Origin of the sequence: Bradyrhizobium sp. SZCCHNR1098 (assembly GCF_032489375.1) — a bacterium.
In the GTDB taxonomy this organism is placed as follows: domain Bacteria; phylum Pseudomonadota; class Alphaproteobacteria; order Rhizobiales; family Xanthobacteraceae; genus Bradyrhizobium.
Window position 1 is genome coordinate 21,099 of record NZ_JAUEXY010000018.1, and the last position, 13,297, is coordinate 34,395.

At 66.7% G+C, this 13,297-nt stretch carries 11 protein-coding genes; 8 read left to right on the forward strand and 3 right to left on the reverse strand.

Annotated elements, in window-relative coordinates; genetic code table 11:
• Positions 1-56 precede the first annotated feature (56 nt).
• Complete coding sequence (locus QX135_RS29540; RefSeq protein ID WP_315740775.1) at positions 57-917, forward strand: caspase family protein; 861 nt, start codon at positions 57-59, stop codon at positions 915-917.
• Positions 918-1,255: 338 nt separating this feature from the next.
• Here QX135_RS29540 and QX135_RS29545 read toward each other — a convergent pair whose 3' ends face one another.
• A complete protein-coding gene (locus QX135_RS29545) occupies positions 1,256-2,137 on the reverse strand; it encodes an efflux RND transporter periplasmic adaptor subunit (RefSeq protein WP_315740774.1) in 882 nt (293 codons plus the stop codon).
• Between the two features lie 201 nt (positions 2,138-2,338).
• Between QX135_RS29545 and QX135_RS29550 the strand changes: the two genes are divergently transcribed.
• The 3 genes from QX135_RS29550 to QX135_RS29560 all read left to right on the forward strand — a co-directional run bounded on the left by QX135_RS29550 (position 2,339) and on the right by QX135_RS29560 (position 4,493).
• Positions 2,339-3,334: a L,D-transpeptidase family protein gene (locus QX135_RS29550; RefSeq protein ID WP_315777221.1), complete on the forward strand. Its 996-nt coding sequence runs from the start codon at positions 2,339-2,341 to the stop codon at positions 3,332-3,334.
• Between the two features lie 448 nt (positions 3,335-3,782).
• Positions 3,783-4,007: a hypothetical protein gene (locus QX135_RS29555; RefSeq protein ID WP_316234426.1), complete on the forward strand. Its 225-nt coding sequence runs from the start codon at positions 3,783-3,785 to the stop codon at positions 4,005-4,007.
• A 33-nt stretch (positions 4,008-4,040) separates the two neighbouring features.
• On the forward strand, positions 4,041-4,493 hold the full coding sequence (locus QX135_RS29560) for a hypothetical protein (protein ID WP_316234427.1): 453 nt from the start codon (positions 4,041-4,043) through the stop codon (positions 4,491-4,493).
• Positions 4,494-4,523: 30 nt separating this feature from the next.
• On the opposite strand, the gene QX135_RS29565 is transcribed toward QX135_RS29560, so the two are convergent.
• Together QX135_RS29565 and QX135_RS29570 are read right to left on the reverse strand one after the other, a co-directional pair.
• On the reverse strand, positions 4,524-4,943 hold the full coding sequence (locus QX135_RS29565) for a hypothetical protein (RefSeq protein ID WP_315740770.1): 420 nt from the start codon (positions 4,941-4,943) through the stop codon (positions 4,524-4,526).
• A 615-nt stretch (positions 4,944-5,558) separates the two neighbouring features.
• A complete protein-coding gene (locus tag QX135_RS29570) occupies positions 5,559-6,365 on the reverse strand; it encodes an N-acyl homoserine lactonase family protein (RefSeq protein WP_316234428.1) in 807 nt (268 codons plus the stop codon).
• A 336-nt stretch (positions 6,366-6,701) separates the two neighbouring features.
• Between QX135_RS29570 and QX135_RS29575 the strand changes: the two genes are divergently transcribed.
• The 4 genes from QX135_RS29575 (at position 6,702) to QX135_RS29590 (ending at position 13,279) form a co-directional block, all read left to right on the forward strand.
• Complete coding sequence (locus QX135_RS29575) at positions 6,702-8,228, forward strand: caspase family protein (RefSeq protein ID WP_410053232.1); 1,527 nt, start codon at positions 6,702-6,704, stop codon at positions 8,226-8,228.
• A 134-nt stretch (positions 8,229-8,362) separates the two neighbouring features.
• Complete coding sequence (locus QX135_RS29580; RefSeq protein ID WP_316234430.1) at positions 8,363-9,040, forward strand: OmpA family protein; 678 nt, start codon at positions 8,363-8,365, stop codon at positions 9,038-9,040.
• 160 nt (positions 9,041-9,200) lie between these two features.
• Positions 9,201-10,127, forward strand: a complete 927-nt coding sequence (locus tag QX135_RS29585; RefSeq protein WP_315740767.1) for an efflux RND transporter periplasmic adaptor subunit — start codon at positions 9,201-9,203, stop codon at positions 10,125-10,127.
• Positions 10,127-13,279: an efflux RND transporter permease subunit gene (locus QX135_RS29590; RefSeq protein ID WP_315781457.1), complete on the forward strand. Its 3,153-nt coding sequence runs from the start codon at positions 10,127-10,129 to the stop codon at positions 13,277-13,279. Before QX135_RS29585 ends, QX135_RS29590 begins: the two co-directional genes overlap by 1 nt.
• The last annotated feature ends 18 nt before the right edge of the window (positions 13,280-13,297 follow it).

Genomic DNA, 13,297 nt, shown 5'->3' on the forward strand with positions numbered 1-13,297 from the left:
CCAAAGGGTGCGCCCCTTTGGTCACGCTTGGGCAGGCTCGGACCAGGATTGACGTGATGACCGCAAGGCAGCCTTCTCTCTCCCGCCGATCGGCCGTGATCGCCGCCGCGCTTCTCTGCACGGTGTCGCTCGCGATCGGTGCGCATGCTGCCCTCAACAAGCGTTCGCTCGAGGCGCCCAAAGCGGCAGCCTCCGAGCAGAGCAGCGTGGCGACCGGCAACGGCGCGCGCCTCGCGCTGGTCATCGGCAATGGTCATTACCCCGATGCGAATGCGCCGCTCGTCCAGCCGATCAACGATGCCCGGGCGCTGACCGGCGCGCTGCGCCGCGACGGCTTCGACGTCGATGTCGTCGAGGATGCCAACAAGGACGACATGATCCGCGCGGTCGAGCGCCTCAAGGCCAGGATCAAGCCCGACTCGGTCGTGATGCTGTTCTTCGGCGGCTACGCCATCCAGGCGGGACGCGAGAGCTACATGATCCCGGTCGATGCCAAGATCTGGAAGGAGGCCGACGTGCGCCGCGACGGCACCAGCATCGAGGGCCTGCTCGATACGGTCCGCGAGCAGGGGGCGCGCGCCAAACTGGTCGTGATCGACGCCGCGCGCCGCAATCCCTATGAGCGCCGCTTCCGCGCCTATTCGCACGGCCTGGCGCCGATCAATGCGCCTGCCAATGCGCTGATCCTGTCGTCGGCGACGCCCGGCAAGGTGCTGGACGATCCGAAGGGCCAGAACAGCGTGCTGGTCGGCGAGCTGCTCAATCAGCTCGGCAAGAGCCCGAGCGCCGAGGCCGTGTTCAACAAGACCCGCAACGCCATCGCGCGCAGCTCCGACGGCGAGCAGGTGCCGACCGTGTCGTCCTCGCTGGTCGAGGACATCCGCTTCAGCGCCGACGTCGCCAACGCCGGCAGCTGAGGCGGCGGTTTTCCATCTCTCGTCCAACACATCTGACGCTCGGAGCGTCTGCCCCGCTCTCACCAAGCTGACGGTCAGCTCCCCTCCCCCTTGCGGGGAGGGGTTGGGGGTGGGGGTTCGCAGGCGCCGCGCGTCGTTGGCTTGAGCCTTCCCTACAAGCCGCTTTGGCAGGGATAGCGATCCTAGATCGCTGAAGATTTCCCTGGAGCTCGCGCGCTCATCACGTCGAGTGCGACTCGGAGAACCCCCACCCCCGACCCCTCCCCGCAAGGGGGAGGGGAGCGGACCGCGTCTGGCGCGGTCTCCCCGCTATGTCCCGTAGGACTCGGCCGTGTCCGTCAATTGCTCGCCATCACCGGCCGCACCGGGTCGCCTTCGCGCAGCAGCGCGCCGGCGCGGGTGACCACGACGTCGCCCTCGGCGAGGCCGTCGCGGATCTCGACCTGGCCGCCGGCCATCAGGCCGATCTCGACCCGCTTGGTCTCGATGCGCTGGGCGCGGACCACCTGCACCACCGTGCCGTCCGGGTCGTACAGCACGGCGGTCAGCGGCACCGCGACGCCGCAGCTCTGGCCGATCTTGATCACGGCGCGCCCGAACGAATTCACCAGCAGCCGCGCCGTGCCGTTGATGCCGATGAAGGCCTGGCCGAGCTGGCTGTTCGGCTCGACGGTCGGCGCGACCCTTCGAATCTTGCCTTCGACCTCGCCGGCCCCGACGATGCGGATCCGCGCCGTCTGGTTGACCGCGAGCTTGGCGAGCTGCGCGCTCGGCACCAGGCCGACGAGATCATATTCGTTGCGGGCGAGAATGGAGAACAGCGCCTCGCCGCGGCCGGAGGCGAACGCGCCAATGGTGGCGCTCGACGACAGGATGGTGCCCGCCACCGGCGCCTGGATCATGATCGTGCCGCCCTCCGGCGGCGTCAGCCGCGCCAGGTTCTGTCCGGCCGTGACGGTGTCGCCGGCATCGACCAGCACCTCCGCGACCTTCAGTCCGGGACGGTCGGGCCTGACCGCGGTCTCGTCGCGCGCCAGCACCATGCCGGACACCTCGACGGTGTTGTCGAAGCAGGCCTTGGTCGCCTTGAGCACGCTGACCGCGGCGCCCCTCGGCGCGGTGTCCTCGGCCGCCGCCGCAGCCTGGATCATCGCCAGCAGGCCGGCGGCGGCGAGCATCGGCATCCGGCGCATCGTGGCGGCAATTGCGGCATGTCCCATGCGAAACCGATCCTCGCGAAAACCCATTCATTCAACGGCCGTGGTCGAGATAGCAGACGCGCCGCCGCCGGGCCAGCCGACCCGCGTCCCTGGTAGTCGCGCCAGGACGCCGCGACGTTCAGCCGACGCCCCCCGAACTTCTCGGCAGCGTCCACGTTGACGCTGCCGAATGTCAGCCATCTCCACTTGGGACTCACGCTCATGCTTCGGCCCTGGATACCGCTTCTGCTCTGCGCCGTCGTCGTCACGCCTGCGGTCTCCGCCGAGCTCACCGCCGACGCCGTCAACGGCGCCGAGCTGCGCAAGCGGCCGCCGGCCGAGGAGAAGATGGACCCAGTGGCGATCCGCGCCCAGGTGCTGCTCGATCGCGCGCGCGTCTCGCCGGGCGAGATCGACGGCCGCTTCGGCGACAATGCGCGCAAGGCGCTCGCCGCATTCGCGCGCGCCAAGGGGCTTGTGGGCGATCAGGGCCTTGCCGGTGATGCGAAGCTGACGCCCGAGCTGTGGGATGCGTTGCTGCGCGGCGACCAGGCGCCTGCCATCGTCTCCTACACGATCACCCGCGACGATGTGAAAGGGCCGTTCCTGAAGAAGTTGCCGCAGCACATGGAGGACATGAAGGACCTGCCGGCGCTCGGCTACACCTCGCCGCGCGAGGCGCTGGCCGAGAAATTCCACATGAGCGAAGCGCTGCTGTCGGCGCTCAATCCGAAGGCCGGCTTCGACAAGGAGGGCGAGCAGATCTCCGTCGCCAATGTGATGAAGCCGGACGACGCCGCGCCGAAAATCATGCGGCTCGACATCAGCAAGGACGCCGGCACCGTGCAGGCGTTCGACCGGGACGGCAAGCTGGTGGCGGTATTTCCCGCCACGGTCGGCAGCGAAGAGAAGCCGACGCCGGTCGGCAGCTTCAAGGTGATCTCGATCGATGCCAACCCGAACTACCGCTATAACCCCGACTACAAGTTCAAGGGTGTGAAGGCGCGCAAGCCGTTCACCATCAAGCCCGGCCCCAACAACCCGGTCGGCGCCTATTGGATCGGCCTGTCGGTCGGCATCGGCTACGGCATCCACGGCACCGCCGAGCCGTCCAAGGTCGGCAAGTCGGAGTCGCATGGCTGCGTGCGGCTGACCAATTGGGACGTGCGATTCCTTGGCGACCACCTGGCGAAGAAGGCGAAGGTGGAGCTGCATTGAACGTGGCTGCGATTTCCACCGGCCTTCAATGGACCCAAGCCGCATCGGCAACCTCCGCCGTCGTCCCGGCCTTGAGCCGGGACCCATAACCCCAGGAAGTCGTTTGAGGCAGACGGGGCGCTGACACCGCGCCCCGACAACCGCTGCGGCGCGTGGGGGCCCTAGTCAGTGCCACGCCGCGCCATCGCGCGATGCTGCCTGCCCGGGACGACGGCTGAGCGCACCATGCCAACCCTACGTCATTGCGAGCGCAGCGAAGCGATCCAGACGATGTCCGCGGGGCCATTCTGGAATGCTTCGGCGCAACTGCGCCTCGCAATGACGACGCAACTCATGAGGAGACGGTAGCAAAGCCAAACAAGCACGCGCTACGCCGCCGCCCGGACATTGCCAACGCCCATCCAGCGCGCATAATCGCGTCCACCGCAACCGGAAAGCTGGCCCGAACATGACCCCGGAGCATTTGCGCGACCGCCTGTGGCCGCCGCCCAAGCCAGGTGTCGATTGGTCGAAGTGGATCGGCTCGCCGGTGGCGTGGCTGGCGCTGTTGCTATCGGCGGCGAGCCTGTATGCGACCGTGGTGAGGACCAGGGACGACCTCTGCGTGGTCATCAACAATATCCCATTCATGTCGGTGTCGTCGAAAGCGCAGGAGCTGAGCGGGCTGAGCTAAAATCTCGTCTTCGTCAACGCTGGCAACCGGCCTGTGGCGGTCACCAAGATCAACCTCACCGTCTGGTTTCGTCCCGGCAACGAGAGGCCAGAGCCGTCGTGCGATGAGCATGGAATGAAGGCGCTTTTGAACTATGTCTTCACGCCTCTGGTGATCAAGCCAGGTGAAATGAGTCTCCTCGCGCTCGACACGTTGGAGGACGGTGGAGCTGGCGCCGCCGCGTCGGGCTTTTCGGGGCCCACGCGTGCGATCAGCTACGAGGTCCGGGACGGCAGGTTAACTGCTTTCGATCTCACACCCGCGCCGAAGAACGGCGATCTCATGCTGGCCTGCCTGCGTTTCCACGTGATCCTGCCCGACAGCGAGTCACAGCAGAAGGAGGTCTTGATCGGCGCCGCACCGATGAGCAACGTCAGCGGCTCGCTCTATTCGGAGACGTACATGCTGATGCGAAACCCAGTTCCTCAAGTGCTCGTCAGTCGCTGACGGCCGCTTCGAGGGGGCGGTCGCCCCCGTTCAAAACGAAAGCCGATCATTTGACAGGGGGGCCCGCCGACCTCGCTTCCCGTTCGGGGGCGCGGCCGCCGCGCGCTGCGCGCGGATGCGCTCGAGCAGGACGCTGGCCGGCTCGTCGTTCGGGTCCTGCGGCACCAGCTCGCCCTTGAATGCCTTGGTCAGGATCGCCGCCTCCAGCCGGTCGAGCAGCGCCCGTGCGCGCGCCGCCTCGGCTTCGAGGCGGTCGGCTTGGGTAAAGCTTGCTTCCAGCCGTCCGATCAATTCCCGCCGAACCTCGCCTGGGGGAAAGGGAAGGCGGATGCGACGGAATGCATCCTGACTGATGTTGCGCATCGAGCAGATTTCCGGTGGCAAGGCTCTCGATTTGATGTCGTCCTGCCGGCGATCTGAGAAACCACAGAATGCCCCCATCGCGGCCAAATCGTCTCATCGAAATACCGCTCAATCCTTGGTCGCAAAAGACGAATTTGTCTAGCCGTTTCAAGCTGATTTGCCCTGTCCAGATGTTCGGTAAAAAAGAAATCGCTTGCGCCGTCGGGCAAATCGGGTGGAGATTTACGCCCGTCCCGCCTCGTTGAAGAGGGGCGCTTTCGCGAACGTCACGACGCGTTGGGGTGGGATGCGATGGCCGCGATGTGGTGCAGCGTGCTGAGAGCATGCCGACGTACGCCACGCCGCGGACGGTGAAGTCGCAGGGTCCTGGCCTCCCGACGCTGAGGTCCGCGCAATGCGCGTCATGCGCGCGTTGTCGCCACGGTGGCAAACAAGCCGGTCACCGAGGAGACTGCGTATAAATCGTAAAGCCATCGCGCAGGGAGGGCCGGGTCATTCCGGCTGTACCTGTGGTTCTGCCGCCTGCATTTTTTCTCGCAGGCGGACCGCAGGCCTCAGCCGAGGCCTGGCTCTCCCTGCGCCCTCTGCTTCAAGAGGGTGTCCCGATGATCACAGCTCGGACGCGAAACGCGCCGCGAGAACGCTGGTGCTCAGCCGCGTGGGCTGTTTGACAATCACATCAGAACTACAGGCTCGGCGCCACTATCTCGCAAACGACCGCGACGGCGCCACATGCAGCGCATAGGCATCGGCCGCCTCGCTCACGCGCGGATAGAGTTCGGTCACCAGCGGATCGTGGCCCGGAATGAATCGATCCGGATGCCCGGCGAGGCGCTCGATGATCTCCCAGCCCTGGATCATGTCGCCGATATTGAGCACGATCGGAAACGGGCTGCGGCGCTGCAGGTTGGCGTAGTAGTGCGCGGCGTCGGAGGCGAGCACGACCGGGCCGCGCGCGGTGTCGACGCGCACCACCTGGAGCCCGTCGGAATGGCCGCCGACCCGGTGCACGGTGACGCCCGGCGCGACCTCGCCGTCGCCGTTGTGGAAGGTGACGCGCTCGCCATAGACGTGGCGCACCATGGTGGTGACGTGCTCGACCGTGAACGGGTAGCGCAGCATGCCGTTGCACATGCAGCGGCCGGTGGCATAGGCCATCTCGCGCTCCTGCAGATGAAAGCGCGCGTTCGGGAAGCGGTCGAGATTGCCGGCGTGATCGTAGTGCAGATGGGTCACGATGATGTCGCGGATGCCGCCCGCGTCGACGCCGAAGGAAGCGAGCGCGTCGATCGGATCGCGCGTCAGGGTGCGGTGGCGGATCTCGGCCTCCGCGGCGTTGAAGCCGGTATCGACCAGGATGTCGCGCCCGTCACGGCGGATCAGCCACACGAAATAGTCGAGGTCTTGCGCCATGCTGTCGTGCGGATCGGGCTGCAGGAAGTTCATGTGCGGCGTGCGCGGCGACATCGTCGCATAGCGCAGTGCGTAGATCTCGGCAGCGTTCCCCATGATGGCCTTCTCGTTGGTTGGGCACGGCCGCCATCGAGCCATCGGCAGGGATCGAGGTCAATCGCGGTGCTCGTCGAACCGGACGGCGCGCTGCCGCGACACAGCGTGAGGCATCTCACATTTCAAGCCATTGGGATCGTTGCATGGTCCGCTCGTGTCATGACCCGCAGCTCGCAAGAGGCTCCTGCGGGCGGTCGCCGCCTCAGACGATTCTTCAACCTCTGCAAGCGGTTGACGTGCCGTCACGGCGATTTGATAATGCCTGACGCGTGGGATATGGTCGCCGCGGCGCAAGCTGGACGGCGCCTGATTGCTGACCGCTGGACCGCCATCGTGATGACTTTCCGCCTGCTGTTGCCGCTCGGCCTGATGTTCTCCGTCGCGTTCTCGGCCGTGGTCTCCTGGCCCGCGCACGCGGCCGGCGACCGCTTCGCGCTGGTGATCGGCAATGCAAAATATCCGGATGCCGAGGCGCCGCTCAAGGAACCGGTCAACGATGCCCGCGATCTCACCGACGAGTTGAAGCGCGACGGTTTCAGCGTCGAGACGCTGGAAAATGCCGGCGGCGACGCGATGCGCCGCGGCCTCGATCGGCTCTATGGCAAGATCAAGCCGGGCTCGGTGGCGCTGCTGTTCTTCTCCGGCTACGGCATCCAGTCGAGCCGGCAGAGCTACATGATCCCGGTCGATGCGCAGATCTGGCAGGAGGCCGACGTGCGGCGCGACGGCATCGGCCTCGAGCAGGTGCTGCAGGAGATCAACAGCCGCGGCGCCGGCGTGAAGATTGCGCTGCTCGATGCCTCCCGGCGCAATCCCTATGAGCGCAGGTTCCGCACCGCCTCGGCCGGCCTCGCGCCGGTCATCGCACCGAGCGGTACTTTGGTGATGTATTCGGCGGCGCTGTCCGCTGTCGTGACGGATGGCGGGCGCGATCGCAGCCTGTTCGTGCAGGAGCTCCTGAAGGAGATCCGCGTTCCCGACCTCACCGCCGAGGAGACGCTGAACCGCACCCGCGTCGGCGTCACCCGCGCGTCGCGCAGCGAGCAGGTGCCGTGGATCTCGTCGTCGCTGGCGGAGGATTTCTCCTTCGTGCCGGGCAATGGCGTCAGGCCGACGCCGCCGGCCGAGGCCAGTGTCGCACCTGCACCTGCACCTGCACCTGCGCCGACCCCGACACAGGTCGTGGTGGCGCCGCCGGTGCCGTCACCGCTGCCGCCGGCTCCGCCCGCGCCGCAGCCGACGCCGGTGCAGAAGGTGGATACCCCGCCGCCTCCGCCGCCGGTTGCTCCAGCGCCGCCGGCGCCATCTCCTGTGATCGCGAACGTGGCGCCCGCCGCTCCGGCAGCGCCCGCGCAGGATCCGTTCGCCGACGATCCGACGATCAAGAGCCTGAGCGCCAAGATCGCGGCCAATCCGGAGGATGCCGGCGCGCTGTACCGGCGCGGCCAGGTGTATGCGAGCAAGGGCGCCTACGCGCAGGCGATCCGCGATTTCGACGACACCATCCGGATCAATCCGAAGGACGTCGAGGCGCTCAACAACCGCTGCTGGGCCCGCACCGTCGTCGGCGAACTGCAGCCTGCGCTGCGCGATTGCAACGAAGCGCTGAGGCTGCGGCCGAATTTCGTCGACGCGCTCGACAGCCGCGGGCTGGTCAACCTCAAGAGCGGCGCGGTCAAGAACGCGATCGCCGATTTCGATGCGGCGCTGAAGATCAATCCGCGCCTGACGTCGTCATTGTACGGCCGGGGTCTCGCCAAGCAGCGCAACGGCGCTGCGCAGGAGGGCGCGCTCGACATCGCCAACGCCAAGGCGATGGACCCCAACATCGTCCGCGAGTTCGAAGCTTACGGCGTGCGCTGATTTCTTGCGCGCGTCGGCCGGCCGGCTCGAACCATGCGGCAGGCCGGACCGACATAACAGCGAACAGCCGGGTGTCGCGAGCGGGCCTTCGCGACGGACACCGGGATGATCAGTTCGCGTGAAGAGAGATGGCAATGACCGCACCGAAAACGAATTCGACCAGGACCGCCGGCCTGACGGCTCTCCTGGCCGCGACGGTCCTGAGCGCGGCCGCGTCGCTGAGCGCGATGCCGGCGTTCGCGGCCGATGATGTCAGCGAGGATCAGATCGTCCGCGCGTTGGCCGGGCCGAAGAGGCCGCTGACCCGCGGACTGTCGATGTCGCCGCCGTCCGAGGCCGCGCCTGCGGTCGCGCCGGAACAGGACAAGTTCCTGCAGAGCATCCGCGGCCGCTCGACGCGGTCGTTGTCATCAGCCGAGCGCGAGGAGATCGCGGCGGTCGCCAAGACCAAGCCGAACATCGATCTCGAGATCACCTTCGACTACAACTCCGCCAACATCAGCCAGAAGTCGCTGCCGTCGGTGCAGGCGCTCGGCCGGGCGCTGACGAACGCCGAGCTGAAGGGGGCGACCTTCGTCGTCGCCGGTCATACCGATGCCGCCGGTGGCGAGGCCTACAATCAGGACCTCTCCGAGCGCCGCGCCGATTCGATCAAGCGCTATCTGGTCGAGAAGTTCGGCATCGCCGGCGCCGACCTGGTGACAGTGGGCTACGGCAAGAGCAAGCTGAAGGATCCGAGCCAGCCGCTCGCCGAGGTGAACCGCCGCGTTCAGGTCGTCAACATGCAGAGCAAGACGGCGGCGGCCAAGTAGCGTCGCGTCCATCAAGCGCCGTTGGGGGTCGCGTGGCCGGAGATCGAAGTGAACGGATGCGTCCCGCAGGATTGTGGGGCGCATCGCCTTGTCGGGGCGCCCCGCGCCAAATTCGCAGCATCCACAACCAGCATCTCGCGCCGACCGGATCCACCTGCCGATGAAGCTGCCAAAATCCCTCAAAACTGCGGCCAGCGCGGTCGTCTTCGTGGCTCTGTTCGCCGGCTATTACTGGTACGAGCATCGTTCCCATCACGCTGCCGAGGAGCCGCCGATGCAGGCCCAGGTGCTGGTGACCAAGGCGGTGAAGGCCTGCTTCTCCGATCTCGTGCGCGTCACCGGCTTCGTCATGGCCCGCCGCGAGGCGGTGGTCGGCGCCGACCAGGAAGGCTCGCGGGTCATCGACGTCCTGGTCAAGGAGGGCGACACCGTCACCGAGAACCAGGAGCTGGCGCGCCTGACGCCGCCACCGCCGCAGCCGGGAGCGCCGGCGGCGGCCGCGAACCGGCCGGTGTCGCTGCGTGCGCCGGCGGCAGGACTCGTCACCGAGGTCCGCACGATCGCCGGTGCGCCGGCCTCGCCGCAGGCCGGTCCGATGTTCCGTATCGCCGTCAACAACGAGCTGGAGCTCGACGCCGAAGTTCCGAGCATTCATCTCCTGAAGCTCGGCGCGGGCGCGCCGGTGCGCATCACCCGTGACAACCTTCCCGACATTGTCGGCCGCCTGCGCGTGGTGGCACCGCAGGTCGACCGGACCACCCAGCTGGGCCATGTCCGCATCGCATTGACCAGCAGTCCGTCGCTCAAGCCTGGCATGTTCGCGCGCGCCAATATCGATGCCCGGCGGAGCTGCGGCGTCGCCGTGCCCAACACGGCGATCGATCATCTCACCATCCAGGTCGTGAAGGGCAACACGATCGAGACCCGCCGGGTGCGGGTCGGCCTGGTGTCGGATACATCGAGCGAAATCCTCGACGGTCTGACAGAGGGTGAAATCGTGGTGGCCGACGCCGGCAGCTCGCTGCACGACGGCGACCAGATCAAGACCATGTTTGCCGAAGACATCGATCGCACGCGGGTACGCTGATGGCACTGAATATTTCGGCATGGTCGATCCGGAACCCGCTGCCATCGATCCTCTTCTCCATCATCCTGCTGATCCTGGGCTGGATGAGCTTCACCAAGCTCGCGGTCACGCGGCTGCCGAACGCCGACATTCCGGTGATCTCGGTCGCGGTGGCGCAATTCGGCGCGGCGCCCTCGGAGCTTGAATCCCAGGTCACCAAGATCATCGAGGACGGCGTCTCCGGCGTCGAGGGCGCGCGCCACATCCAGTCGCTGATCACCGACGGCCTGTCGGTGACGACGATTACGTTCGCGCTCGAGACCAACACCGATCGCGCCATCAACGACGTCAAGGACGCCGTGACCCGGGTGCGCTCCGATCTGCCGCAGAACGTCACCGAGCCGCTGATCTCGCGCGTCGACAAGATCGGCCTGCCGATCGTCACCTATGCGGCGATCTCGCCGGGCAAGACGCCGGAGCAGCTGTCGTTCTTCGTGGACGATGTGGTCAAGCGCGAGCTGCAGGGCGTGCGCGGCGTCAGCCAGGTCGAGCGCATCGGCGGTGTCGAGCGCGAGATCCTGGTCTCGCTCGATCCCGACCGGCTGCAGGCCATGGGGCTCACCGCGGTCAATGTCAGCCAGAGCCTGCGCGGCACCAATGTCGACGTCGCCGGCGGCCGCGCCGAGATCGGCAAGAACGACCAGGCGATCCGCACGCTTGCCGGCGCGAAAACGCTGAACGAGCTGTCCAACACGATGATTCCCTTGTTCGGCGGCGGCGAGGTCCGGCTCGCCGATCTCGGCACCGTGACCGACACGATCGCCGATCGCCGTACCTTTGCGCGCTTCAACGGCGAGCCGGTGGTCGCGCTCGGCATCAAGCGCTCCAAGGGCGCCAGCGACGTGGTCGTCGCCGCCGCCGTGCAGAAGCGCATCGACCAGGTGAAGGCCGCCCATCCCGACGTCGATCTGAAGCTGATCGACACCTCGGTCGAGTTCACCAAAGGCAACTACGAGGCCGCGATCTCGACCCTGTTCGAGGGCGCGATCCTGGCCGTCATCATCGTGCTCCTGTTCCTGCGCGACTTCAGGGCCACGGTGATCGCGGCGATCTCGCTGCCGCTGTCGATCTTCCCCGCCTTCTGGGCGATGGACATCCTCGGCTTCTCGCTGAACATGGTCTCGTTCCTGGCGATCACGCTGTCGACCGGCATTCTCGTCGACGACGCCATCGTCGAGATCGAGAACATCGTGCGCCACATGCGGATGGGGAAGTCGCCCTATCGCGCCGCGCTCGATGCCGCCGACGAGATCGGGCTCGCGGTCATCGCGATCAGCCTCACCATCATCGCGATCTTTGCGCCGGCGAGCTTCATGTCCGGCATTGCCGGCCAGTTCTTCAAGCAGTTCGGCATCACCGTCTCGGTGCAGGTGTTCTTCTCGCTGCTGGCGGCGCGCTTCGTCACACCGATGCTGGCGGCCTACTTCCTCAAGCATCACGACCATGACGATCCGCCGCCGGGGTTCATCCTGCGTGCCTATCAGCGCATCGTGACCTGGTCGGTAAAGCACTACTTTGTCACGGTGCTGCTCGGCATCGGGATCTTCGCTGCCTCGATCTGGAGTACGACGCTGCTGTCGCAAGGGTTCTTGCCGGCGCAGGACGCGGCGCGATCGCTGCTCGCGATCGAGCTGCCGCCGGGCGCGCAGCTCGCCTACACCGAGAAGGTCACCGAGGACATCGTCGCGCGCCTGCGCAAGCGGCCAGAGGTCCGCAGCGTGTTCGTCGACGGCGGCCGGCTCCAGGGCGCGATGGAGGTTCGCCGCGCCGGGATGATCGTCAACTACACGCCGAAGACCGAGCGCAAGATCACCCAGAAAGAGCTCGAACTCGAGATCACCAAGGATCTCGAAACCATTCCGGACATCCGCTTCTGGTTCACGGACGAAAACGGTCTGCGCCCGATCAAGCTGGTGCTGACGGGCTCGGATCCCAAGCTGGTCGACAACGTTGCGAGCGAGCTCGCCTCGCAGATGAAGCGGATTCCGATCATCTCCAACGTGGTGTCGGACACTTCGCTCGACCGGCCGGAATTGCGGGTGCAGCCGCGCGCCGACCTGGCCGCCCGTCTGGGCGTGTCCACCGAAAGCCTGTCGCAGACGATCCGCGTCGCCACGATCGGAGATGTCGGACCGGCGCTGGCGAAGTATGACGCCGGCGGCCGGCTGGTCCCGATCCGGGTGCAGCTCGAGGATGCAGCGCGCAGCGACGTGAAGATCCTGGAACAGTTGCGGGTGCCGCTCGGCCAGTACGGCGAAAAGGGCGGCGTGCCGCTGGCGGTGGTCGCCGACATCAAGCTCGACCAGGGGCCGACCAGCATCAGCCGCTACGATCGCGGGCGGCAGGCGACCGTCGCCGCCGACCTCGTCGGACTGGCGGCGCTCGGTGACGCAACCAAGCAGATCGATGAGCTGCCGGTCAGAAAGAGCATGCCTGCCAGCGTCAAGCTGATCCCGTCCGATGACGCCGAAAGCCTGAACGAGCTGGCCTCCGGCTTCATCACGGCGATCACGGCGGGCCTGATGATCGTCTACGCCGTGCTGGTGCTGCTGTTCGGCACCTTCCTGCAGCCAATCACGATCCTGTTCTCGCTGCCGCTGTCGATCGGCGGGGCGATCGGAGCTCTGATGCTCACGGGCAAGCAGCTCACGATCCCGGTCTATATCGGCATGATGATGCTGATGGGTATCGTCACCAAGAACGCGATCATGCTGGTGGAGTTCGCGGTCGAGGCGATCCATGCCGGGATCAGGCGCGACGAGGCGATCATCGATGCCGGCATGAAGCGGGCGCGTCCGATCGTGATGACCACGATCGCGATGGTCGCCGGCATGATGCCGAGCGCGCTCGCGGTCGGTGCCGGCGGCGAGTTCCGCTCGCCGATGGCGCTGGCGGTGATCGGCGGGCTGGTGTTCTCGACCGTGCTGTCGCTGTTGTTCGTGCCGGCGATGTTCCTGGTGATGGACGATGTCGGCGCGTTGTTCGCCCGGCTCGGCCGCAAGCTGATCGTCTCCTCCGGCGAGGCCGCCGACGAGGCGCAGTCCGGCCATGAACCGGAGGTGGGGCATCAGCCAAAGCCGCCGCCGTCGGCGATGTCGCCGGCCGCGGAATGAGATGACGTGCCGGAACGA